The 23,364-nt window shown below is 37.7% G+C and carries 25 protein-coding genes; 5 read left to right on the top strand and 20 right to left on the bottom strand.

The window, feature by feature from the left end; genetic code table 11:
• Window positions 1-3 precede the first annotated feature (3 nt).
• The 15 genes from ABM34_RS00610 to ABM34_RS00540 are packed head-to-tail and all read right to left on the bottom strand — an operon-like array spanning window position 4 to window position 11,010.
• Window positions 4-1,425, bottom strand: coding sequence for an aldehyde dehydrogenase family protein (locus ABM34_RS00610; RefSeq protein WP_048702453.1), 1,422 nt, complete (start codon window positions 1,423-1,425; stop codon window positions 4-6).
• Window positions 1,425-1,898, bottom strand: coding sequence for a GlcG/HbpS family heme-binding protein (locus ABM34_RS00605; RefSeq protein ID WP_048702452.1), 474 nt, complete (start codon window positions 1,896-1,898; stop codon window positions 1,425-1,427). Before ABM34_RS00605 ends, ABM34_RS00610 begins: the two co-directional genes overlap by 1 nt.
• Before the next feature lie 2 nt (window positions 1,899-1,900).
• Window positions 1,901-2,473, bottom strand: coding sequence for a cob(I)yrinic acid a,c-diamide adenosyltransferase (locus ABM34_RS00600; RefSeq protein ID WP_048702451.1), 573 nt, complete (start codon window positions 2,471-2,473; stop codon window positions 1,901-1,903).
• Window positions 2,474-2,484: 11 nt separating this feature from the next.
• Window positions 2,485-2,760: a EutN/CcmL family microcompartment protein gene (locus ABM34_RS00595; RefSeq protein WP_048702449.1), complete on the bottom strand. Its 276-nt coding sequence runs from the start codon at window positions 2,758-2,760 to the stop codon at window positions 2,485-2,487.
• Window positions 2,735-3,250 carry a PduM family microcompartment protein gene (gene pduM, locus ABM34_RS00590; RefSeq protein ID WP_048702448.1) on the bottom strand — a complete coding sequence of 172 codons (516 nt, stop codon included), beginning with the start codon at window positions 3,248-3,250 and terminating at the stop codon, window positions 2,735-2,737. Before pduM ends, ABM34_RS00595 begins: the two co-directional genes overlap by 26 nt.
• Before the next feature lie 29 nt (window positions 3,251-3,279).
• On the bottom strand, window positions 3,280-3,927 hold the full coding sequence (gene pduL, locus ABM34_RS00585; protein WP_048702447.1) for a phosphate propanoyltransferase: 648 nt from the start codon (window positions 3,925-3,927) through the stop codon (window positions 3,280-3,282).
• Between the two features lie 29 nt (window positions 3,928-3,956).
• Window positions 3,957-4,235, bottom strand: a complete 279-nt coding sequence (locus tag ABM34_RS00580; protein ID WP_269464895.1) for a BMC domain-containing protein — start codon at window positions 4,233-4,235, stop codon at window positions 3,957-3,959.
• 16 nt (window positions 4,236-4,251) lie between these two features.
• Window positions 4,252-4,695 carry a BMC domain-containing protein gene (locus tag ABM34_RS12985; protein WP_064505390.1) on the bottom strand — a complete coding sequence of 148 codons (444 nt, stop codon included), beginning with the start codon at window positions 4,693-4,695 and terminating at the stop codon, window positions 4,252-4,254.
• A gap of 3 nt (window positions 4,696-4,698) precedes the next feature.
• Window positions 4,699-5,064 (bottom strand): glycerol dehydratase reactivase beta/small subunit family protein, encoded by a 366-nt coding sequence (locus ABM34_RS00570; RefSeq protein WP_053084435.1) that lies wholly within the window; start codon window positions 5,062-5,064, stop codon window positions 4,699-4,701.
• Entirely contained in the window at window positions 5,064-6,896 is a 1,833-nt protein-coding gene (locus tag ABM34_RS00565) for a diol dehydratase reactivase subunit alpha (protein WP_048706284.1), read from the bottom strand. Before ABM34_RS00565 ends, ABM34_RS00570 begins: the two co-directional genes overlap by 1 nt.
• A 23-nt stretch (window positions 6,897-6,919) precedes the next feature.
• A complete protein-coding gene (locus ABM34_RS00560) occupies window positions 6,920-7,453 on the bottom strand; it encodes a diol dehydratase small subunit (protein WP_048702445.1) in 534 nt (177 codons plus the stop codon).
• Window positions 7,454-7,470: 17 nt separating this feature from the next.
• A complete protein-coding gene (locus tag ABM34_RS00555) occupies window positions 7,471-8,184 on the bottom strand; it encodes a propanediol/glycerol family dehydratase medium subunit (protein WP_048702444.1) in 714 nt (237 codons plus the stop codon).
• Between the two features lie 27 nt (window positions 8,185-8,211).
• Complete coding sequence (locus ABM34_RS00550) at window positions 8,212-9,876, bottom strand: propanediol/glycerol family dehydratase large subunit (protein ID WP_048702441.1); 1,665 nt, start codon at window positions 9,874-9,876, stop codon at window positions 8,212-8,214.
• Window positions 9,877-9,907: 31 nt separating this feature from the next.
• Window positions 9,908-10,711 carry a propanediol utilization microcompartment protein PduB gene (gene pduB, locus ABM34_RS00545; RefSeq protein WP_083988230.1) on the bottom strand — a complete coding sequence of 268 codons (804 nt, stop codon included), beginning with the start codon at window positions 10,709-10,711 and terminating at the stop codon, window positions 9,908-9,910.
• A gap of 11 nt (window positions 10,712-10,722) precedes the next feature.
• On the bottom strand, window positions 10,723-11,010 hold the full coding sequence (locus tag ABM34_RS00540; RefSeq protein WP_048702440.1) for a BMC domain-containing protein: 288 nt from the start codon (window positions 11,008-11,010) through the stop codon (window positions 10,723-10,725).
• A gap of 397 nt (window positions 11,011-11,407) precedes the next feature.
• Between ABM34_RS00540 and ABM34_RS00535 the strand changes: the two genes are divergently transcribed.
• The 3 genes from ABM34_RS00535 to ABM34_RS00525 are packed head-to-tail and all read left to right on the top strand — an operon-like array spanning window position 11,408 to window position 12,709.
• Window positions 11,408-11,968, top strand: a complete 561-nt coding sequence (locus ABM34_RS00535; protein ID WP_048702439.1) for an NADPH-dependent FMN reductase — start codon at window positions 11,408-11,410, stop codon at window positions 11,966-11,968.
• Window positions 11,961-12,311, top strand: a complete 351-nt coding sequence (locus ABM34_RS00530) for a BMC domain-containing protein (RefSeq protein ID WP_048702437.1) — start codon at window positions 11,961-11,963, stop codon at window positions 12,309-12,311. The genes ABM34_RS00535 and ABM34_RS00530 overlap by 8 nt, the downstream gene beginning before the upstream one ends.
• 20 nt (window positions 12,312-12,331) lie before the next feature.
• Window positions 12,332-12,709 (top strand): DUF4430 domain-containing protein, encoded by a 378-nt coding sequence (locus ABM34_RS00525; protein ID WP_048702436.1) that lies wholly within the window; start codon window positions 12,332-12,334, stop codon window positions 12,707-12,709.
• A gap of 47 nt (window positions 12,710-12,756) precedes the next feature.
• Here the strand turns inward: ABM34_RS00525 and ABM34_RS00520 are convergent, their stop codons facing one another.
• Together ABM34_RS00520 and ABM34_RS00515 are read right to left on the bottom strand one after the other, a co-directional pair.
• A complete protein-coding gene (locus ABM34_RS00520; RefSeq protein WP_198141154.1) occupies window positions 12,757-15,027 on the bottom strand; it encodes an ATP-binding cassette domain-containing protein in 2,271 nt (756 codons plus the stop codon).
• A gap of 515 nt (window positions 15,028-15,542) precedes the next feature.
• Entirely contained in the window at window positions 15,543-16,886 is a 1,344-nt protein-coding gene (locus tag ABM34_RS00515) for an NCS2 family permease (RefSeq protein WP_083988229.1), read from the bottom strand.
• 212 nt (window positions 16,887-17,098) lie between these two features.
• Here ABM34_RS00515 and add point away from each other — a divergent pair, with 212 nt between their 5' ends.
• Entirely contained in the window at window positions 17,099-18,127 is a 1,029-nt protein-coding gene (gene add, locus ABM34_RS00510; protein WP_048702432.1) for an adenosine deaminase, read from the top strand.
• Between the two features lie 367 nt (window positions 18,128-18,494).
• Here the strand turns inward: add and ABM34_RS00505 are convergent, their stop codons facing one another.
• Both ABM34_RS00505 and ABM34_RS00500 read right to left on the bottom strand, forming a co-directional pair.
• On the bottom strand, window positions 18,495-20,606 hold the full coding sequence (locus ABM34_RS00505; protein WP_048702430.1) for an ATP-dependent Clp protease ATP-binding subunit: 2,112 nt from the start codon (window positions 20,604-20,606) through the stop codon (window positions 18,495-18,497).
• Window positions 20,607-20,619: 13 nt separating this feature from the next.
• Window positions 20,620-20,841: a hypothetical protein gene (locus ABM34_RS00500; RefSeq protein WP_048702429.1), complete on the bottom strand. Its 222-nt coding sequence runs from the start codon at window positions 20,839-20,841 to the stop codon at window positions 20,620-20,622.
• A 149-nt stretch (window positions 20,842-20,990) separates the two neighbouring features.
• Between ABM34_RS00500 and ABM34_RS00495 the strand changes: the two genes are divergently transcribed.
• Window positions 20,991-22,703 (top strand): DUF6792 domain-containing protein, encoded by a 1,713-nt coding sequence (locus tag ABM34_RS00495; protein ID WP_048702427.1) that lies wholly within the window; start codon window positions 20,991-20,993, stop codon window positions 22,701-22,703.
• 37 nt (window positions 22,704-22,740) lie between these two features.
• Here ABM34_RS00495 and ABM34_RS00490 read toward each other — a convergent pair whose 3' ends face one another.
• Window positions 22,741-23,349, bottom strand: a complete 609-nt coding sequence (locus ABM34_RS00490) for a TetR/AcrR family transcriptional regulator (protein WP_048702426.1) — start codon at window positions 23,347-23,349, stop codon at window positions 22,741-22,743.
• Between the last annotated feature and the right edge of the window lie 15 nt (window positions 23,350-23,364).

The raw sequence follows: 23,364 nt of genomic DNA, 5'->3' as shown, positions 1-23,364 counted from the left end.
CCTTTAGTTCCATGATTTTAATGAGAATGCTTGTGGTGAATTCAATCTGCGACGACGTGTAAATGACTTAGCAGTTGTTGTACCTTCACCAGTTGGTGTGGCGATTGTAAGTGCAGAAGCACCTGTATATCCAACACCAGTACCTGAATATGTAGGACCATTAACAACAAAGATTGATGTGTTCATACGGTGAGCAGCTTTGTTAATTTGGATCAAGTTGTTTGAGTGGATTGATGCTGTATGGTGATTTCCACCTTCAACATATACGGCAGTCTTCAATGCACTGTCGAAATCTGGACAACATACAACTGGAATGATTGGCATTAACATTTCTGTCAATGTAAATGGATGATCTTTGTCAGCTTCTAAGATGATAATCTTTGGTGTTCCAGTATATGAAATGTGAGCAGCGTCAAGGATAAATGTTGCATCCTTACCGATATACTTACGATCTGGAGTACCGTTATCTTGAATCGTCATATCAACAAGGTGATCGATATCTGACTTGCTTGTAACAAGGAAAGCACCTTCATCTTGCATCTTCTTGATCAATTCGTCTTTAACAGGCTTTTCAACGACAACTTCTTTTTCAGCAGTACATAGAATATCGTTATCAAATGCGGCTGAATCTACAATGTTGTGTGCAGCTAATGAAACATCAGCAGTAGCATCAACAATTGCAGGAGGATTACCAGCACCAGCACCAATTGCCTTCTTACCACTTGTCATGGCTTGATGTACAACGGCTGGACCACCAGTAACTGACAATGCAGCAATATCAGGATGTTCCATCATTCTTTGAACAGCTTGGATAGTTGGTTCTTTGATACCAACAACTAAGTTCTTAAGACCAGTTGCTTGATATACAAATTCATTCAACTTCTCGATTGTCCAACGAGTAATGTTCTTTGCACCAGGGTGAGCACCAAAGTATACAGTGTTACCACCGGCAAGCATCATAATTCCGTTAGCAATAACTGTTTCTGAAGGGTTAGTACTTGGTCCAACAGCACCAATAACACCATAAGGTGCATATTCGTACATGATCAAACCACCATCACCAGTTTCTGCTTCTGGTTCAAGAATTTCAGGACCAGGTGTGTTGTACAAAGCATTGTTTAGTTTAGCAATCTTTGCATCAACAGTACCCATACCTGTTTCTTCTTTAATTTGTTTTGCCATCCATTCAATATATGGCTTGAAACCTGTTTTAATAGCGTCAATAACTTTATTTCTTGTCTCAATTGAGGCATCAATATATGAATCTTCTGCAGCCTTTGCAGCTGCGATAGCATCGTCAACGTTATCAAAAATACCATTTTCGCCTGAATCAGCAGCACCAGTTGTTGTGCTTGAACTTGAATTACTTGCGTTTTGAAGTTCTTCACTTAGGATGCTTCTAATTTTTTCTTCTAAATTATCCATTATTTAAGTCCTTCCAAAATATAGTTGACGATTGTCATACTTACTGCTTGATCTTCTTCAACAGCACCGCCACTTACACCCACTGAACCAATGAGTTGGTTATTTACGATAATAGGATTTCCACCAGCAAATGAAGCTAGTTTACCATCCAACATGCCACCCATTTGATACAAAGGTGCACCTGGTTGAATCTGATCACTAATATCTTTCGTAGGCATCTTCATGGAAACAGCTGACCATGCTTTTTTAGGAGCAAGTTCTAAACTGACCATGTTTGCATTTGGCATATGATACATGAGAATTGGTTGAGCATATGCATCTGTGATACACATTGTCACACCAACATCCATTTCATTTGCCTTTTTTTCTCCGGCATCTAGGGCATTTTGAAGATTATGTCTCTCAAAAGCTGAAGTGCCATCAGCATTTTTAATTGAACTTTGCATTTTTACAAAAATGTTTTCTGGTGTCATCGTTAATTCACTTCTTTCTTATAAATATCAAGAACTTTATCAACTAAGCCTTCTAAATGATCAACATAATCTTCGTCTCTGGCCAAGATGTATAGAAAATCTGATAAACGGTTCACGTACTTCAAGACATCGGGACGAATCGTAACTTCTTCGTGAAGATGGTCGATCAATCTCTCAGCTCTACGACATACAGAACGTGATAAATGCAAATGTGCTCCGGCAACACTACGACCGGGTAAAATGAATTCGTGTATTACTGGCAATTTTGCAGTGTATTCATCAATAACATTTTCAAGTAGTTTTGTATCGTCAGCCCCTATGCTCTTACTATTTTTGTAAAAGTTTGCGGCATCTTCGTTGGCCAATTCACCCGCAACGATAAAAAGATTGTTTTGAATCGTATCAAGAAGTTCTATGTTTTTTGGATCTTTACAAAACTTTTGTGCAACGCTGATTTGAGTATTCAATTCATCAACGGTTCCATATGTTTCAACTCTTAATGAGTATTTCTCAACACGTGTACCGTCATAAAGAGAAGTCTTACCTTTGTCACCTTTTTTTGTATAAATTCCCATAATCTGTTCCTCTACTTATCAAACCTATCGATTATTCCTACAATTGCAGAATCACTGGCTTCATTTCTGACTGGGCCATTCTTTGTATCTGAAATTCTTGCAGCTGCACCTCTTACCAATAGAACAGCTTCACCAATACCAGCTCCGACAGTGTCAATTGACACCTCTTCACAACGTACTGGATTTTTTGAACTATCAATCGGTTGAACTATCATTAGTTTCTTACCGATCAATGACTGGGCTTTTTGAGTAGAAACTACACTACCAACCACAATTCCCATGTACATTTTCTTCAATCCTTTCCACTGTCTCTATTTTTCTTGTATATAATTCTTCTTTTGCATAGTCCGTAATTAGTTGATGTTGACCTTTCAACAAGTAACTACCAGGCTCTAAAAACATTACATCGTTTCTAGTGATAGCTGACCTTTGAATAGCACTAACTAATTTGTCATCTTTACTGTAAAAAGTAAACGGTGTTCGGACTAACAAGTTCCAAGGTAACAACTGCAAATTTGAAAATCCGAGTTTCATTTCAAATTCAGCATCGTAGCTTAATCCCTTCTGAATCCAATCGACCCATGGATTTTTCAAATTGAAATCATTCAAATCACGAACGAATGACAAATCCAATGACGATATGATAGTTTTTTTATTTACCAAGAAAACTTCAGCATCAGGAACTTTACCTGTGCTTTCAACCTTGAAAGTATTATGTGATCTTGTTTCGATGACTTTCATAACAGCGTCAATAAGTTTCTCTTGATCGTTTATCATCTTACAGGTCACCATCCTTTCTTAAAGGTCTATTTATCTTGATCATCAGTAATGATGTATGCCTTAGTATCTGCTTGTACATTTGCAGCATTTGCTTCATCAGTATCGATGTGCATTTCAGTAACGAAATCTTTTCTAGGTCTAGCAACAACATCTTCAAAAATTGTCTTACGATCTTGTGATCTAATTTCAACTTTGACGATGTCACCGTATTTAAGACCATACTTGTCAGCATCAGCCAAACTCATGTGGATGTGACGCTTTGCAGCAATTACACCTTGAACTTGAATTTCAGCGTTTGGTGATTTAACAGTAATTGATGGAGTACCATCAAGATTACCTGATAAACGAATAGGAGCATCGATATTCAATTCACGAGCTTCTGTACGTGAAATTTCAACTTGTGAGTGGCTTCTTGCTGGTCCAAGAAGTCTTACATGACTAACTTGGAAACCGTTAGGTCCGATAAGATCAACAGTTTGCTTTGCAGCAAAGTCAGCAGGTTGTTTCAATTGACGATACAATTCAAACTTTTGACCTGGGAATAAAGTTGCAAAATCTTCTTCTGATAAGTGAATATGATGGTTTGAAACACCAATTGGAATTCCACCATCGTCATTATTTAATTCCTCGCTAATGATTCGGCGAATCATTGTGCGTAGTTGTTCGTCATTCATTCGTGTTCCTCCACTCTTTTAATTACAGATTATTTGTTGTTAGGTAAGATTTTTTCAACATCTGCGTGTGGACGAGGGATTACGTAACTTGATACAACTTCTCCGACTTCTTCGGCTGATGATGTACCTGCGTCAACGGCTGCTTTAACGGCACCAACGTCACCACGAACGATAACTGTTACTAAACCTGAACCAATTTTTTCGTATCCTTCAAGAGATACATTAGCTGCCTTAACCATTGCATCGGCTGCTTCAATAGCACCTACTAAACCTTTTGTTTCGATCATTCCTAAAGCGTTATTCATAATAATTTCCTCCGAAATTTTATTTTTTCTTGTTGTTTGTGTTATTAGTTCTTGTGTTTCTAGTACTTCTTGTACGTCTAGTTGTTGCTGGTTTTGTTGAATTTGTTTGGTCTTTTGTTTCTGCTTTTTCAGTCTTATCTGATTCGGCTTCCTCTTCAGTTTCTGTTTCTGGGGCAACAGGTGCACCAGTATTTGCATAACTGAATTCAGCTAAATCACCAGCTGGTCTGGCAATAACTCTAGAAGAAACGAAGTTTCCAACTTTTTGCGCTGCATCCTCACCAGCTTGTACACTGGCATTTACAGCACCAACATCTCCTGTGACATAAACTGTCATCCAACCGTCTCCTCTAGCACGTTCAACTTTTTGAATTTGAACATCAGCGGTTTTAACCATTGAATCGGCAATGTACACAGCTGTTGAATAACCAACAACTTCGACTAACCCAAGGGATTCACTCATTTTTTATTCACCCTTTTCTTCTATGTCTTTAAATGGAATACCTTTTACTAATCGTGCGGCGTTCGTACCTAGATGATTAATACTTTCTTGCTTACTGATTGACACTTTAAAAAGTGGTTCAGCAGCAGGAAGGTTTTTTTGATGCAAATATGCATATTGATCATCATAAGCAAGACCGACGCCCAATTTTGAAGATAATGCAGCTTGATACGCTTTCTCGACTGTTGTCATGCTTGAAAGATTATTGATATCGGAATCGTTGATTTCACGGAAAGGAATTCCTTCCTCTTCGATTCCATACAGGGCTGTTTGAAATTTTTCTGAATCACTAGCTTTCGCAATAAAAATGGCTGGTTTGTTAATTTCCATTATTTATTCCTCAAACTTTCCGCATACGATAAGATCAATCCAGTGGCAACCGCGTTACGTGGGCCTTCAATTGCACGAATGTTTCCACGTCCAGCAACCAAGTTGTAATGTGACAATTCATCAGTTACTAATTGTGGGATTTCAAAGTCAAGAGCTGATCCCCCAACGATTACAACAAATGGAATATCACGAATATTTCCAGTTGGTGAAACGTGTTTCAATGCTCGAATAGCATTTTCAACGAATACACGTTTCTTAGCTGTTTGTCTGATTGTCTTGATTTTTTCAATATTTAGATCTCCAGGTACTGGTACAAAACCATCTGGTTTAACGACGACTGTCTTGGCAAATAAATTACCAGGTAGAGCCTTATCAAAGAACTGAACACTTCCGTCTTCGTGGCGGATGAAGAAGAGACTTTCAACTTTTGCTAATGGATATTTTTTAATATCTTCTGCCAAGTAAATGTCATCTAGTCCAAGTTCAGAATTGATGATCATTGAGACCATGTCTCCTGCACCAGCTAAGTGAATCGCAACCGACTCACCATCGGGATTAATTATTGAAGCATCTGTCGAACCAGCACCCAAGTCCAAAATGGCCATTGGGGCAGATGTTCCGGGTGTTGTTAAAGCACCTAGAATGGCTGATTGAGCTTCCGCACCACCAATTTCAACGTGAACACCAAAAGCCTTTTCCATCTCATCAGCTATCATAGACATCTGAAGATGATCGGATTTTACCATTGATGCAATTCCAACTGCTTGTTCCATTGAGAACTCACCAGCTAGACCACCTTTAACATTGATTGGAACTGAAGTATTAACTGCTAATAAATCTTGGATATCAATTTGATCCATTTGCTTATCAGTTAACTTCGCCATTGTTTCACGAACACGTTCAAGCATTCCACCGATATTAGTTCCAGCTTCACCAGTAACGTTATCGATTTGATCAAAGGATGAAACGACATCCATGATCTTGTCAGCCCCACCGGATAAACCAACTTTCTTAGGCATTGGTTTACCATGGATAGTGATTGAACCAGCTGGAATGACTCTTTCTTTAACGTCACCTTTTGGAGTTTTAATAACAACGGCTGATCTGTTACCAATTAAGGCACGAGATACAGGAACGATGTTCTTTGTTTCTTCAGAATTTAGGTTGAAGACAGTTGCAATACCATAAGGGTTTGATAATTGTGAAATAACCTTACCCTTGTCGGCAACTTCAACTGCTGACAACATATTTACCGGTATCTTATCGATGAAGGCAACCTCATCAACAATCGGAATGGTTTTGTCTAATCGATTATCAACTAGTACACCATCATCTGATTGAAGAATTGCGGCTTTAATGCTGTATCCATGTTTCCAATATGTATTGATTAACTTGGCAACATCCCCGAAATCTAATTCTTTCGGAACGATAACAACATAATCTTTATTACTGTCACCATTATCAACCAAATCGCGAATATCAATTGTGTAACCAATTCCTACACCGACACCACCTGGTGTCTTAGGATTGTGACCAATCATTGTTGATTCAGTAATAACAGTTTCAGTGATTGTCTCCATAGCAACATCCCCGATAACAGGCGTTGCTTCGTTGATTCTTATCAAATCAACTTGATCAATCGTGATATCACTTTTATCAAGTAATCCACTAATTGAGTTTCTAATTCCCATCATGTTCTGCTTGGTACCTTTGATACCAGTAGTCTCTGCAATATTGGAATTAATGAAATTGATAGACCCATCGTTTGAAATTTCAGCTAGAACAACTTCGGTAGATGAATTACCTATGTCGACTCCAATTACTCTTTCCAAATTATCATCCAACTAGCGTTAAACTAGTTGTCTCCTTTGAGCTTCTTGCGCTTTTTGTATTCTGTCGCAGCTTCACGAACGAAGTTAGCACAAATTTTTGCGTTGTACTTGTTTTCAAGTTCGTCGGCCATGTCTAACAATTCTTGTTCTGAAGAACGATATGGTCTTAATGAACCATACATTTCCAAAACACGTTCATCAGGAATAGCTGTTAGTTCAGAAGCACGATCAAAGTTGCTTTGAATTGATGGTCTACCAGCACTCGCAGCAATTTGACCTTGAGCTTTCAACGTAGCTGGTGAAATACGTAAGTCTTCTGGTTTAAGTTGACCGTTAATAGCGGCTTCCAAAGTAACTTCCTTAACGTTTTTACCTGTTGGGGCATTAACTAAGTCAGGGTGTTTTTGGAAAAATGGGTAATCCGCAGCAGTCATAGTCTTACCAGCAGTTGCAGTTCCGGCTGATTGAGAATTTGATGTTGTATTTGATGAGTTGTTAGCTTGTTCTTCTTGAACGTTGTTAACAATTTTACTAATTAAATCATTTATTTCTGTCATTTATACCACCTGATAGATTAGTCGAAGTTGACTTCGATTTCGTCTGGTCCCTTTCCAGTGACAACATATTTAGTTTCCTTAATATGCATCAAAGCTGATTTAGCTTGATACTTAACACGTGCCATCTGATCATTAACAGTTGGAACAGGTGAAGGTGATTCACCTTTGGCATATCTAGCAGCATTTGCACCAATAGCACGATAAGTATCAAGGTCAATAACTGGTGCTTGTGGGAACAATTCAAGGTTTGATAATGGTTCCAAATCCTTTTGGTGAATAATTGTTGTACCCTTTGATTGAATAGCAATAGCAACACCTGAACCTGAGTACTTGTCACCTTCAGCACCGGCAAATGAAACATCGGCAGTACGGTAAACTTTGATAACTCGAGCCTTTAGTCCTTGCTCTTCAATTCCGGCAGTAACTTGACGAAGAATATCCTTGTGCTTGATACCCTTCAAGTTTTCTGTCATATGTTCAGCAAATCCAGGTAAAACAGCGATAACAACTTCATCTGATGAAGTACCCTTCTTAGCTGGACCAACATGCTTGAACCAATCTAGCTTAAGAGGTGCATCTGTACCTGGTGCTGGCTTAGTTGCTGTAGCAGTTGAAGCAGAATTGTTTGATGAACTACTACCAAAATCAACTTTCTTTTCTGATGATTTTGTTTCTGTAATAACTTGACGAATTATTTCTCTAAGTAATTTCTCATTGATTTCTTCACTCATAATTTGGACCTCCCTCCATACTATCTTTTAAACATCTGCTGGATTAATTGCCATTGGAATATCGATGATCTTGCTCCATAGCTCGTCATCAATATGATATCCAGTACCAGGACCGTTGTAGTCATTTGTATTATTTACAGCTGAGATAACGTTCCAATCCTTATCAAAGATAGCTGAAGTTTGTAGGAAGTCACCGGCAATTCTTTGTTGTAACAAGTTAAGAACAGCTTGTGCAACGTCAGTGAATCCACCATTGTAAAGGCCTTTGATGATATCGATACCAGTTACTCCACGATCCATAAGATCTTGAGCAGCTTTCATATCTTCAACCATGTTACGGTCAGGCATATCTTTTGAACTGAATGCATATGTTGCAGCTTCGACTTCTTCGTCTGTGATCTCAGGAAGATCTAATGACTTGAATACAGCTTGCAATGCTTTAGCAGCTTTATTTCTAGCCTTGATGATATCTTCTTCCTTAGCAGGAATTAGTCCACCATTAACTTTCAAATCACGTTGCATAGCATAGTAGTCATCATAGTCAGTAGCATCCATGTTTGAACCAGCAAAAGTATTATCGTAGTTAGGAACAGTTGAATAGCCTGATGAAATGTAATCAGTTCCGGCAAGGAATTGACCCAATAATCTTTCAGTTCTACGAATGTCTGAATGTGAGAATGCTTGGTCATTACCAGAAGCACATTCGATATCCATTGCCATACATAGAAGGTTTTCACCTAGAACTTCACGAATACCTGAAGGAACGGCACCTGGGATACCGATACATGAAACAGCACCATTTTGAAGACCTTGAACACCACAACCTTTTGTGATGAAAATACAACGAGCTTCAAGATATAGCATTGATTTCTTTTCAGCATATCCCATCATAACTTCTGAACCTGAACCAGATGTGAAACGCATCTTAAGTCCACGTGATGCATAACATGATGCTAAGAATCCTTTAGACCAAGGTGTATCATCACCATCGGTAAATACTTGTTCAGTACCATAAACGGAAATTGTTTCGGCATATGCAGTGAAACCACGCATACCTAAACTCAACTCCTCTGATTCCTCAACTGAACATTGTGATAGAACACCAGGACGTCCAGTTTGGGCACCGACCATGATTGAAATGGCATTAAGTGGAGCATAACGAGCAACAGCAGTTGTTGTTTCTTGTTCTGGGAATCCTCTTAATGCAGCATCAGCAGCATCAGCAGCAATTAAAACAGGGTTATCACGAATGTTTGTAACGTGTCCTTGTGTTGCTGGTGTCTTACGTGGACGCATCTTTTGTGTTGCCATCATCATTTCAACGAAATTTAATTGTTCAATTACTTCGGCAGCCTTTGCAGGTGTAAAACCGGTAGTAATAGGAATGATCTTGTCACGAGTTACATTAGGATCACAAAGCATGTTTGCAATCTTTTGTGAATCCATAGCAAGAACTTTTTCAGTTGTGTCCTTGTTGATTGAGTGTTTAGCAATGAAAGAATCGATTAAATCGAAGTCTTCCTTTTTCTTACCATCCAATTCAACAATTTCACCATTTTCAATTTTTACGCTAGGCTTTGGATCATAAGGTCCGTCCATTGCAACGAAACCTTCTTCAGGCCATTCATCAACAAATCCATCTTCATGAACTGGTCTTTTTTCCAATTCCTCAAATCTCTTTTGTCTCTTCAAATTATCCACCTCACGTCTGGATATCTCTTTATTAGATGTATGAAGGGTAATCATTAGTTGGTGTACCACCGAGTTGTGTTAGTAATTTAATACCAACTTCACGGGCAGAAAGAACTGCTTGTCTAACAGCTCCTGACTCACCAGAAATGTGTAAAATACCTTCGTTTGAAAAACTTGTTCCGTGTGCTGGAGAAGCAAATGAAAGTGCATCTACATTAGCTGCTTTCATAGCTACATCGGCCATAACAACACCGATACCAGCTGGTGCACCTGCAATTAGTCCATATGCTTTACCTTCAGGAGCACCGAAGGCTAGATTACATACTTGACTTGCACGTGCTGTATATTGGAGTTCCAAGTGACCTGCAGGAGTGTTATAAACATCCCCGAAGTGCTTTGGAACATTTTCCAATGCAATGTTGACAGCTTGACGAACGTCAGAGACATCGTCACCACCAACAAGGATTAAGGAACCATGTCCTGCTCCACCTTTTGTATCACGAGGCATTTGAACACTAATAGCTTCAGTATTAGTACCCTTAACTGCCTCATCCATTGACATAATTTGTGGTCCGCCACCAGTTCTGGCGGATAGGATTCCAATTGATCTATATGGATGTTCAACATGCAAATTCTTTAGTAATTCAGGATCAACATTTGCAATTGCCATTCCAATAGTGTCACCAATTGGAGCTATTCCGATAAATTCTGTTACTCCATTAATAGATGAACTCAAGCGACTCACACCTACTTTCTGTTTGTTATCAACTACATTATTTCTTAAGACCTGAGCTAGAACTTTTTCCACTAATTCGTTTTCATCAGGTTTCTGCATGAGTTAGTCTCCTACTTCTTTGCAGTTTCTAATGCAATTAGCTTATCAACGTCTTCATGTGGTCTTGGAATTACATAATTTGATGTAACTTCACCAATGTTTTCAGCTGCTGAAACTCCGGCATCAACTGATGCGTTAACAGCACCAACATCACCACGAACCATGATTGTAACTAGTCCATGTCCAACTTTTTGCTCACCAACAAGTGTTACGTTAGCTGCTTTAAGCATTGCATCCGCTGCTTCAATAGCTGGGACCAATCCTCTCGTTTCTACCAAACCTAAGGCTTCGAGTGCCATAATTAGTACCTCCATTAATTAAAAATTGAATACCCTTGTAGTATAAGATAGATTTAGTGAAAAAGTTGTTACTTTTTTAACAAGGACACAATATTAGAAATCAATTATATTTTGAATTCACAATAAAAAAATTGATAGATAAGCGTTTTCATGCCCTTTTATCACATGTTTCACAATGGTTAAGCAGGCAATATTCCGCTAGATAATGAAAACCCTTGCAAAAATGTTATTTTTTTGCACTTTTTTGTTGTTTTATGGCTGTTAATCCTATTACAGCGGGATTGGTAAACTATCAAAAAAGAAAACTGATTTCCAATATTGCCAAAGCTAACCAATAATGTGACACTTAATATAATAATGTGAAGTGACAAACAATTTAGGAGTGATAGATGTGTCGATGAAGATTGTCGCCTTCTGTGGAAGCAGTAAACCAGGTTCATATAATCAGAATTTAATAAAATATCTTCGTAAAAAGTACATAAATGAAATGAATATTCAAATTTTAGATATTGATGATTTGCCATTTTTGAAATTTATGAAGTATGAAGATCTTCCTTCTAAAGTCAAATATGTTTGTGAGAGCGTAAAAGCTTCTGATGGAATTGTCATTGCAACTCCAGAGATCAATCACGGCATGACTGCTAATATCAAAAACGTGATTGACTGGTGCTCAATGTTTCCACCTCTTCTATATCACAAGCCTATTATGTTAATGGGAGCATCGACCGGTCCACTTGGTACCGTTCGCGCTCAAATGCAATTGAGAGAGGTTCTAGAGTCTCCTATGATAGATGCTCATGTCACTCACTCAACTGAATGTTTAGTTGTAAATGCTCAAGACAAGTTTGACGAGCATGGAAATCTCAACAATCAAAAATCAATTGATGTTATGGAAGAGCAGTATCAGGAATTCGCGAAACTAGTAAATGAAAGAAATAAGGAATTAGCTCATGAATGATGAAAAATTTCCCGAAAGAATAATCCAAGAATATGTCCCTGGTAAACAGATTACTTTGGCACATATCATTGCAAATCCTAATCAGGATCTATACGAAAAATTAGGTGTGCTCGATACAACCGACCCTATTGGGATTATCACATTAACTCCTGCTGAATCAACCATAATTGCCGGGGATATTGCAATTAAATCCGGTGACGTTAAAGTCGCTTTTTTGGATAGATTCAGTGGTTCATTATTCCTTGTGGGCAGAATTGACGACTTGCAAACTTCCCTGCAAAGTGTCCTCGATTATTTTGAAAATCGACTGAAATTTAGTGTTACAATGATTACCAGAAGTTAGCAAAAACCGAGGGGGAAAACATGAAAAAACTAGCTACTTTATTTGCCGCAATTTTGATGCTTATCGGAATTGCCGCACCTGCCACAGTTCAAGCAAAGAGTTCAAACAACAGCATTAAGGTGACTTACGTGTTGAAGAAGAACAAGAAACAAATTGCTAAGAAAACTGTTAAGCTTAAGAAAAACCAATCAGTTATGAAAGGTTTGAAAAAAGCCTGGAAAGTCGATGAAAAAGGCGGATTCGTCTCAGGAATCGATGGACACAAACAAAACGATAAAAAGAGTATGTATTGGACTTACACCGTTAACGGAAAAGACGTTAATGTAACTGCCAATAAGAAGAAATTACATGACAAAGATAAGGTTCAATTCAAACTATCTAAATATGTAGCTAAATAAAAAAATAACCTGACGACTTATTAAAAGTTGTCAGGTTATTTTTTTGCTTAATTTTCGTTTATCCATTGTTTCAATGATACACCGGTTCTTGATTGTACAACATTAATCGAATCTTTTGGTGTACCAGTATATTGAATTTTACCGCCATACCGACCTGCATCTGGTCCAACATCAATCAACCAGTCAGATTGCCCAATTACAGCAAGGTTGTGTTCAATGATAATTAGTGAATTACCAGCTTGAACCAGTTCATTAAACAATTTGAGTAACTGCATAGTATCTTTCAAATGTAATCCAGCCGTTGGCTCATCAAGCAAGTAAATTGTACCTTTCTTGCCTAGCTCGACAGCGAGTTTAAGGCGTTGAAGTTCACCGCCTGATAAAGTTGTCAGTGGTTGTGCCAGTGTTAAGTAACCCAGTCCTACACGATCAAGATTAGTTAATTTATCAGCTAGCTTAGGAGTCTCTTTAAAAAATTCAGTTGAATCTTTAACTGACATCTGCAGTACTTCTGCAATATTTTTTCCTTGATATGAATATTGCAAAGCTTCCTCACTATATCTTTTACCATGGCAAAGTTCACAAGTTTGTACAACCGGATCCATGAATGCCATGTTCGTGATGGTAACACCTTTACCCTTGCAACGCGGACAAGCACCTTTACCATTGTAACTAAATAAACTGGTCCCAACTCGGTCGTTACTGTCACTGAATAACTTACGAATATCATCAAGAATTCCTAAATAAGTAGCCGGTGTTGAACGAATATTTATTCCAACTGGTGCTTGAGCCAAGTCTATGTAGTCTTCCTTGAGTTGACGCTTCAGTGCCGTTACTAAAGATGACTTACCTGAACCAGCAACACCTGAGATTACTGTCATTATCCCAAGTGGAACATCTACATCAACATTTTGTAAATTATTGACGGTGATGTTTCGAAGATTCAGAAAGTCTTTGGGCTGGCGGTTTTTACCCCATTGATGCTTTTTGCGTAACCAAGTACCGGTTAACGAATCTGACTTCAGTAATTCTTGATAAGTACCAGTGAAGGTAACCGTTCCACCCCCACTTCCAGCCAGTGGTCCCATCTCAACAACATAATCAGCAAAATCAATCATTGCGGGATTATGTTCAACAATCAAAATTGTATTGCCTTTGTCTTTCAATTTTGTGAGTGCATGTTTAATCAATTGAATATCGTGAGGGTGAAGTCCAACACTGGGCTCATCCAAAATATACACCATATCAACCAACGCACTTGTAAGGTATTTGGCAATCTTAATACGTTGAGCCTCCCCACCAGAAAGTGAGCTAGTACCACGATCAAGAGTCAAATATCCTAAACCAATATCAATCAATGACTGAATTTTTGTAGTTAACTCACGAACAATATCTGTTGCCAAAGGTTCAGTGATTCCCTTCAAAAACTTCAAAACATGCGTCAAATCCATTGAAGTTACTTCAGCAATATTTTTCCCGTTAATATGATTAGTTAAAACTTCTGGCTTCAAACGAGTTCCATGACATGCTGGACAAGGCTTTCTAGTAACAATTTCAGCAATCGCCTCACGGTGATGTTCGGCTTCTTTTTTTCCAATAATTGAACGATGAATTCTTGGAACTATTCCCTCGTATAATGCTGTTCTAGGAAAATTTGGCCCTGGGTGTTTAAGGTTTTGTTGAGGAGCGTGCATTAACATCTCATACTCTTCATCAGAATAATCTTTGATTGGTTTATCATTATCGAATAAACCGCTTGTTGCATAGCGTTTCCAACGCCAAGTATCTGGACCGAAGCTGACAAAAGTTATTGCCCCTTGGTTCAAGGATTTCTCTGGATCAATCAGTTTGGTTTCATCAATATCATCAACATATCCCAAACCCTGACAAGATGGACACATCCCTTGTGGGAGATTAAATGAGAATGTATCCGAATAGCCTATGAAAGGTTTACCTATTCTGGAGAATAACAATCTAACCAACGAATAAATCCCCGTATATGTTGCTAAAGTTGAACGAGCATTTTTACCTAATCGCTTTTGTTCAATAACAATTGCAACCGGTAAATGCTCGATATCTTGAACATGAGGTTGTCCAAATTTTGGCAAATACTGCTGTGTAAAACTTGGGAAGGTTTCATTCAATTCTCGTCTTGATGCAGCAGCAATTGTATCGAAAACTAATGAAGATTTTCCTGAGCCTGATAGTCCTACGAAAACAGTAGTTTCGTATTTCGGAACTTTTAGACTTACGTGTTTTAGGTTATTTTGTGTGGCGTCATTTATTTCTATGAATCCTTTGGTGAATTGTTGTGGCATCGCCATTCTCCCTTTTGATTACTGTAAATCGAGCTTAACATATGGTGAAAAGATGTGCACGCTAGGAGGGTGTGATGTTCACTTTCGTTCTCCGGTCAGGTTCCGCGGGGGCCGTGGTCGCTGTGGCCCGATTTAATTGAACGTATGAGCTAAAGCTCATGCGCAACAGTTATAAAGTTGGCTGTGCCAACAAACGACCAAGGATGCCTCAGTGCGGTATCCAGAAGCGGGCTTATTGTAAACGAGCCCTTTGGCTCGTCAACAATAAACTCACGGCTTGGGCCCCCGCGGAACCTGACCTCCGAACTGTGTTAACAATTAGCTTCAAGTTTTAATGGATACAGTAGTCGCTACCAGTCAGCAATTATCTTTATCAAAGAAAATGCATGGCTAATTTATTTTTTTCCAAAATATTCATTCCTATTATAAAATTTCCGCAAAAAAACTCCATATAAATGAATGATTGAAAAAATCATCAAGCTATATGGAGTTTTGTATGTTTGTACTTGTTAATATTATTTTGGTAATACGTTTATTACATAAAGGAGTAAAAGGAATACGAAGAACAATACGTACATGACTGGATTAATTTCTTTTCTTCTTCCTGCGGCAATCATTGTTAATGGATATGCTATGAAGCCGAAAGCTATTCCGTATGAAATGTTGTATGTTAGTGGCATTCCGACAATTGTTAGGAATGCTGGCATTGCTATTTCAAATTTTTCCCAATTGATGTATTTCATTGATTGGGCCATTAATATTCCGACGATGATAAGGACTGGTGCTGTTACGTTGGTTGTAACTACGGATAACAGTGGTGAGAAGAACATTGCTAGTGCAAACATTATTCCGACTGTTAGTGATGTTAGCCCGGTTCTACCACCGATTGCAATTCCGGCTGATGATTCAACATATGCTGCTGTTGGTGTTGTACCCATGAATGATCCACCCAACATAGAAATTGAATCTGCCATCAATGCTCGTCCAATTCTTGGCATTTTGTTGTTTTTCATAAATCCGGCTTGCTCAGCTAATCCAATCATTGTTCCGGCTGTATCAAAGAACGCTACTAATAGGAAAATTAAGACTACTGCCCACAACTGTGGTTGCTTAATATCACCTAAGTGAGCAACTGCCACACCAAAAGTTGGTTTCAAACTTGGAATTGTTGACACTACGTGTGTTGGTAATGGAATTAATTTGGTAACTAATCCTAAAATAGTTGTTAATACCATACCGATAAAGATTGATGCTGGAACCTTTCTGGCCATTAAGATACCTGTTACTAATAGTCCAAAAATTGTTAACCATGTTGTTGGTACTGTAAATGAACCCATTGTTACTAATGTCGATTTACTTGCAGTGATTAATCCACCACCTTGAAGTCCAACAAAGGCAATGAAAATACCGATACCTGCTGCGACCGCTAACTTCAAATCATGTGGGATTGAATCAATAACGATTTCACGGATTTTTAAGACTGAAATAATTAAGAAAATAACACTGGAGACTAATACTCCTGCCATAGCTGTTTGCCATGGAATACCCATTGCTAAAACAACTGAATAAGTGAAGAATGCATTATCCCCAAGTCCTGGAGCAATTGCGATTGGATAATTTGCTAGAAGTGCCATCAATACTGAACCAAGAATGGCAGAAAGTGCTGTCGCTGTGAAGACAGCCCCTTTGTCCATTCCAGCCTCACCCAGCACTTGTGGGTTAACAAACAAAATGTATGCCATTGATACAAAGGTTGTTAGTCCAGCAAGAATTTCACGTTTTACTGTACTTCCGTTCTCATTTATATGAAACAAACGTTCAACAAAGCTAAGATCCTTGTTGTTATTTGATAAATCCAAAATATATTCGCCCCTTAAATATTACTTTTAGAATAACCACAGTATGACAAAAACTAATAATTTTTGCAAGAAAAACCGAAATAAAGTGTATGAAAATTTAGATAATGTTCGGAAATATTTATATTTTTGTTAATAATAAGCTTGCCTTTTTTGACTAATACATTTACTCTATTGGTTAACAAATCAGTAATCTATAAATGGAGAGTGTAAATATGTTGCCAAAAAAGATTTCTCGCGAATTTATTGATGGTTTACCAAAGTCCGAACTTCACGTTCACTTGGAAGGTACCCTTGAGCCTGAGTTAAAATTGAAGCTTGCTCAAAAAAATAACATTAATATTGGTCAAGAAACTATCGAAGATGTTGAAGCTACTTATCACTATGATGATTTAGCATCATTTTTAGCAGTATATTATCCAGGAATGGATGTACTTCAAACAACTGACGACTTCTATGAACTGGCAATGTCATACTTAAACAAAGCTAAATCTCAAGGTGTTAGACACGTTGAAATGTTTTTCGATCCACAAGCACACGTCGTTCGTGGAGTACCTTTAAACTGTGTAATGGAAGGCTTTTATCAAGCATGCGTCGATGCAAGAGCTATGAACATTGACGCGCATTTAATCATGTGCTTCCTGCGTGACATGTCAGCACGCTCAGCCATTGATTTACTCAACGCAGCCAAACCTTATAGAAGCAAAATTTTAGGAATAGGCTTAGATTCAGACGAACATCACAATCCACCATTAAAATTCATGTTGCCGTTCAGCATGGCAGTTGAACAAGGCTATCACATTACAATGCATGCAGATGTAGACCAAGTAGATTCAATTGATCACATCAAACAAGCCCTAGAAATTATCAATGTCGAAAGACTAGATCACGGAACAAACATAGTCGAAGACAAAGACATGGTAGACTGGGTAAATCACTTACATCTCGGCCTAACATCATGCCCACTATCAAACAAATTAATCACCGACAACGACTTAAAAGGTGATGAAATCCTAGACCTACTAGACGAAGGAGTAAAAATTTCAATAAACTCCGACGACCCAGCCTACTTCGGAGGCTACATAGCTGATAACTACGAAGCACTAGTAAAAGAATATAAAGTAACTCCAGAACAAGTAGTACAGTTAGCAAAGAATTCATTCGAAACAGCCTGGCTAAGCGAAAAGCAAAAGGAAATGTACCTAGAAGAAATCGACAAATACGTTGAAGATTTCCAAGATTAATTAGAAAAAATTCCAAAACAATACAAAAAAAGATGGTCGAAAACCAAAATGTTTTCGATCATCTTTTATTTTGTTTAGGGAAATTTCTAACATAATTCATACTAGCGAATAGATCACTACATCTACATTCCTCACCCAAAATGAAGTTTGCGTTAACCCTAAAATAATACTTCAATCCAGATGGAGAAGGAAAATCGATTTTGGCTAAATGGCTAAATTATTCTTAGTCGGGCGAACTTCCCGGCTTAGAATAAGGCACAGTTTGAAGACTTTTCGTACTTTGAAAAAGCTCCAAATGCGCCAGCCATGTTCCAGCCAAAAAATCGATTTTCCTTCGGAATCGGCATATTTATACTATAAAGTCCCCTTACTTAGCACCAACTTCAGCAGCATTCTTACTAATAACAACACTACCATCAACCAAATCAGCTCTAAGATTCTTAACATCAAGATTATCAAGATAGAATTCGGCAACCTTGTCACGAATCTGTTGCTCGATCACACGACGTAATGGACGTGCACCCATAGCTTCATCGTATCCTTCATCAATCAACCATTCCTTGGCTTCAGGACTGATGGTTAATGTGATACCCTTCTTGGCCAAGTTCTTGTTTACATCATCAATTAACAAATCAACAATTTGATTCAAATCGTCTTTTGATAAATGACTGAACTCAACGATTCCGTTGAATCTGTTCAAAAATTCTGGACGGAAGTATGGAGCTAATTTGTCCATTAATTTCTCGTCTTTATTACTATCATTACCGAATCCAGCATTTGATGTAGCAATAACAATGGTGTTCTTGAAATCAACCACATTGCCTTGTCCATCAGTTAAACGACCGTCATCCATGACTTGCAATAGCAACGTAAGAACTTGAGGATTTGCCTTTTCAATTTCGTCCAAAAGAACGATTGAATAAGGATTACGTCTTACTTGTTCAGTTAAGGTATTACCGTTATCTTCATACCCTACATATCCAGCTGAAGTACCAATCAACTTAGAAACAGCTGTCAAATCCGAATATTCTGACATATCCAAACGGATAATAGCATTCTTATTTCCAAACATATCACTAGCTAATTGCTTAACTAATTCAGTTTTACCGACACCAGTTGGTCCGACAAATAGGAAACTTCCGATTGGACGGTTACCTTCGTCAAATCCAGCACGGTTACGACGAATTGCTCTAACAACCATATCGACAGCTTCATCTTGTCCAATGACTTTGTTCTTAAGTCTGTTACCCATATCCTTCAGTCTTTCAATATCAGAAGTGCCCATTTGAGATACAGGAACACCAGTCAATCTTTGAACTGATTCAGCAATGTCGTTGACAGTGGCAACAGTTTCTTCAGGTTCAGCTTCACCGTTATTTAACTTATTGTTGATATCTTCAATTTGTTTCTTTAGTTTCGATGCTTTTTCAAAGTCCTCATTCTTGGCAGCTTGTTCCTTATCAGATTCAGCTTTCTTCAAATCTTTTTCAAGACTGACTTTATCTGTTACAGGATGTTTAGCTGCCAAATGAGCCGCTGTCATGTCAATCAAGTCAATTGCCTTATCAGGTAATGATCTTTGAGGAATATATTGAACTGAATAGTCCACAGCAGCTTGTAAAACATTATCAGGTAATTTTACATGATGGTGTTGTTCGTATGCACTACGCAATCCCTGTAAGATAGCGAATGAAGCTTCTTTACTAGGTTCATTGATTGTTACATCGTTAAATCTTCTAGCCAAAGCCCCATCTTTCATAATTGTATTACGATATTCGTCTTGTGTCGTAGCACCGATAATGGACAGATCACCACGACTCAACGCTGGCTTAATAATGTCTGCCAAACCTTTGCTACCTGATTCTCCACCGGCAGCACCAGTTCCGATAATTTTATGAATTTCATCAAAGAACAAGACGACATTACCTGCTTTTTGAACTTCTTTAATTAAATTTTGGACGTTCTCTTCAAATGAACCACGATATTGTGTACCGGCTTCAAGTGATGATAAATCAACAGAGATTATTTCCTTATCTTTGATAGCTTCAGGAACATCCCCTTTAACAATAGCTTGTGCCAAGCCTTCTACAACAGCTGTCTTACCTACACCAGCATCACCAACTAAGATAGGGTTATTCTTCGTACGTCTACTTAATATTTCAGCAGTTTCTTGAATTTCCTTATCACGTCCGATAACTGGATCAAGTAATCCATCACGAGCTTCTTGTGTTAAATTACGACCAAGTTTACCTAAAATACCTTTTTGATCTGTTTGTTGTTCGTTATTTTGAACGGGAACTTCTTTACCAGCTGTTCTCGCCTTTTGATACTCTGCTAATTCCTCAGGTGTTAACTCTTTACCGTTAACATAGTACTTTGTTCCAGTACCGCCTTGAGTGTTTGAACCCATTAATCTGTTAAAAATTTCGTCCATATCATTGTCTGAAAATGGATCGTTATCCCAAAATGATCTAGCCATAAAAATGCCCCTTTCACTTCAGATAGTGCATCTCCAACTCGCGCAATACACGCCACATTTCGACGTCTTGAGCCTTGGCGATCGCATCTATATCTCGTATGTTTAATGATGTCGCGGAAGATTGCTTCTTATTAAAGGACTTGTGAAGAGTCGTATATCCGTAACCACTTTTCTTTGAAATTACGTATATCGATAAATTCTTGTCCTGTAAGTATGATTTGATATCTATTTCCATGATGCTTTCCTCCACAAATAATAGTATAGCACATCTGTGATATATTACAAGTGTGACATACCACAAATGTGAAATAATTTAGATAAACCCATTATAGCGTTTTTTGGTAGAATAAGGGTAACGAATATTTTCCGATCGATGGTGCAGATATGAAAGAATTACTACAGACATTAGATAAACTTGCAAAAATTTATGAGCAATTTGACTTACTTGATTTCCGTGCTCATAAAGTAATACCACTTACTTTTAATAAAAAAGACAGCAAGAAGTTATTGCCACAAAATAAACGACTTTATTTTAGTTATCAATATCTTGATTCCGAGAAAACTCGGTTAACCAATTTGGCACTAAACCAAATTATTGATTTAAAAGATGACTCTTTCAAAGCAAATCCAGAATTGCACCCAAAGCTAATTGATAAAGCTCTAAAACTAAAAAACATTGACGAGACTCACAAAACTAATGCCCCAAACATGCCCCGTCGTAATCGTAAAATCAACAAATTAAAACAATTAATAGCATTGATTGATGATGAAAATTTGACGCTATGTAGAGGGTACTTAACCCAGATTCAGGTTTTGATTCATTCGCACATTCCTCAGCTGTCACCACAAAGAAATCATCCCTATGCAGAACAAGAGTTGCTCAATAACTTAGATTTCAGAACCGACTTAATGCAATTCGATTACGATCGTTATTTATATGAAGACTTCGAACCAGAAAGCTTTTTAAGATACCTAATTTACGGTCACGTCCAACGAATTCCCTCTTATGTAAAATCTTTCGATGCTAGGGATTTCGTCCCTGAGGCAGAAGAATGTGGATTTTCGGGTATCGCTTATCTAATCACCATTGATGGTATTAGTGAATGTTATGTGACATTCAAAGGTACTGAAGCTGATATGGATTATACCGAGCGTTCTCGAACGAAACGAATGGAAAAGTTTATTCTCGAAGGTTACAAAGATTGGAACTACAACGTTAATGCTATCCTAGTTGGTAACACTTTAGGATTAGACCAAATGAATGCAGCTGAAAAATTCATGACTTACCTTGAGGATGCAGTCCCTGAGGGTTGTAAGATGTATGGCTTGGGACATTCCCTCGGTGGACATTTTGTCCAAACCTTACAACTTGTTTCCAATTGTTTTGATAAAGGATATACGTTAAACTCTGCACCAGTCCAATTAAAGCAAGTTCAGCTAATCAAACCTGATTTAATTCCTGATAAGGATTGGAAACATCTATTTACAATTACTAAAGATAAGACCATTACTTCAGATCTAAACAAAGAAATCCAAAAACTATTGCCAAGACTTTATCCCGAAATTATCAATGAAAGTTTTGAACAAGATTTGACTCAGGTCTTCTACGAGCTGCCCTATACAATCTGGGTTGGTCAGAAATGGGAGTTTAACTTTAGTGAATGGAAATATCCATTTAAAATTCATCCTAGACAATATATGGATCTACCAGAAATCAACTCCTATCAGCGTTTATTCGAAGAATTCTTCGCCAGAACTCAAAATGCAACAACTGGACGACAAATAATGCGAACGGGTATAAGTTTTGCCTGGGATCGCATGCAACAACTGCGAAGGGACATCGATAAGCCAGAAACTGCGCGATACTTTTTCGATTATTCGAATTATCTTTATCAATCCGGAATTTTCAAGGACGAGCCAAAAGATGTCTCGAAATATTTCAATGAAGACACCGAGTCTAGTATTTGGAAAAGTTCACGCCGTGAGTGGCCTTTTTTAAGAAGTCTTAATCGAGATATGTTGGAACTATCGATTTATTTCCATATTATTTATGGATCTAAACACTTTTTGAAAAAGAATCCCCGTAAAAAAATATAAGCATACAAAAAGAGAGCTTGAAAACCCAAGCTCTCTTTTAGTCTGAAATTAATGATAAGAATAAATGCAACTTTGCATTTACACGTTTGATAACTTTATCACTGATACGTTTTTGATTTCTTATAATCAACTCGTCATAAACTGACTTTTGAATGATAGAAATAATTATCTCAGCCAAATTTTCAAATTCTGCACGATCCAAAACTCCAAATCTATCAAGAATCTTCAATCCATCAGCAAGATTCTTAACGTTTTGATCCATCATTTCTGAAATCCACTCTGACTGTTCTTCAGTGAGAATGTTGCGTTCGCGAATAGTAATTAAAAAGGATTGATAATTGTTTTTCTTATTAAAAATTGCAGCAATTTTCGAATTGAAATCTATCAGCCTATCCTCTAAATCCTCGATTGATTCTAGATTACTAAAATTGGCATGGATAATTCCAATTCTGCTAATAGTACCTTCTTTAACAATTGTATCTAGAATTTCACGCTTACCATTTGGAAAATAGTAATAAAGTGAACCATCTGAGATACCAACACTTTTATTTATTTCTCTTGTGGTCGTTGCCTCATAGCCCTTTTTGTAAAACATACCTTGAGCTACGTTTAAAATATCATTTTTTTTCGCATCACTTTTTTTCATAATAGCTCCTCACAA

Source organism: Companilactobacillus ginsenosidimutans (assembly GCF_001050475.1).
GTDB classification, from domain to species: domain Bacteria; phylum Bacillota; class Bacilli; order Lactobacillales; family Lactobacillaceae; genus Companilactobacillus; species Companilactobacillus ginsenosidimutans.
This window is presented reverse-complemented; position numbering and strand designations above follow the sequence as displayed.

Excerpts from the sequence above, each read along its gene's own strand:
- ABM34_RS00610 (WP_048702453.1), bottom strand. The coding sequence starts at position 1,425 with ATGGATAATTTAGAAGAAAAAATTAGAAGCATCCTAAGTGAAGAACTT.
- ABM34_RS00605 (WP_048702452.1), bottom strand. The coding sequence starts at position 1,898 with ATGACACCAGAAAACATTTTTGTAAAAATGCAAAGTTCAATTAAAAAT.
- ABM34_RS00600 (WP_048702451.1), bottom strand. The coding sequence starts at position 2,473 with ATGGGAATTTATACAAAAAAAGGTGACAAAGGTAAGACTTCTCTTTAT.
- ABM34_RS00595 (WP_048702449.1), bottom strand. The coding sequence starts at position 2,760 with ATGTACATGGGAATTGTGGTTGGTAGTGTAGTTTCTACTCAAAAAGCC.
- pduM (WP_048702448.1), bottom strand. The coding sequence starts at position 3,250 with ATGATAAACGATCAAGAGAAACTTATTGACGCTGTTATGAAAGTCATC.
- pduL (WP_048702447.1), bottom strand. The coding sequence starts at position 3,927 with ATGAATGACGAACAACTACGCACAATGATTCGCCGAATCATTAGCGAG.
- ABM34_RS12985 (WP_064505390.1), bottom strand. The coding sequence starts at position 4,695 with ATGAGTGAATCCCTTGGGTTAGTCGAAGTTGTTGGTTATTCAACAGCT.
- ABM34_RS00570 (WP_053084435.1), bottom strand. The coding sequence starts at position 5,064 with ATGGAAATTAACAAACCAGCCATTTTTATTGCGAAAGCTAGTGATTCA.
- ABM34_RS00560 (WP_048702445.1), bottom strand. The coding sequence starts at position 7,453 with ATGACAGAAATAAATGATTTAATTAGTAAAATTGTTAACAACGTTCAA.
- ABM34_RS00555 (WP_048702444.1), bottom strand. The coding sequence starts at position 8,184 with ATGAGTGAAGAAATCAATGAGAAATTACTTAGAGAAATAATTCGTCAA.
- pduB (WP_083988230.1), bottom strand. The coding sequence starts at position 10,711 with ATGCAGAAACCTGATGAAAACGAATTAGTGGAAAAAGTTCTAGCTCAG.
- ABM34_RS00540 (WP_048702440.1), bottom strand. The coding sequence starts at position 11,010 with ATGGCACTCGAAGCCTTAGGTTTGGTAGAAACGAGAGGATTGGTCCCA.
- ABM34_RS00535 (WP_048702439.1), top strand. The coding sequence starts at position 11,408 with ATGAAGATTGTCGCCTTCTGTGGAAGCAGTAAACCAGGTTCATATAAT.
- ABM34_RS00530 (WP_048702437.1), top strand. The coding sequence starts at position 11,961 with ATGAATGATGAAAAATTTCCCGAAAGAATAATCCAAGAATATGTCCCT.
- ABM34_RS00525 (WP_048702436.1), top strand. The coding sequence starts at position 12,332 with ATGAAAAAACTAGCTACTTTATTTGCCGCAATTTTGATGCTTATCGGA.
- ABM34_RS00520 (WP_198141154.1), bottom strand. The coding sequence starts at position 15,027 with ATGCCACAACAATTCACCAAAGGATTCATAGAAATAAATGACGCCACA.
- add (WP_048702432.1), top strand. The coding sequence starts at position 17,099 with ATGTTGCCAAAAAAGATTTCTCGCGAATTTATTGATGGTTTACCAAAG.
- ABM34_RS00505 (WP_048702430.1), bottom strand. The coding sequence starts at position 20,606 with ATGGCTAGATCATTTTGGGATAACGATCCATTTTCAGACAATGATATG.
- ABM34_RS00500 (WP_048702429.1), bottom strand. The coding sequence starts at position 20,841 with ATGGAAATAGATATCAAATCATACTTACAGGACAAGAATTTATCGATA.
- ABM34_RS00495 (WP_048702427.1), top strand. The coding sequence starts at position 20,991 with ATGAAAGAATTACTACAGACATTAGATAAACTTGCAAAAATTTATGAG.
- ABM34_RS00490 (WP_048702426.1), bottom strand. The coding sequence starts at position 23,349 with ATGAAAAAAAGTGATGCGAAAAAAAATGATATTTTAAACGTAGCTCAA.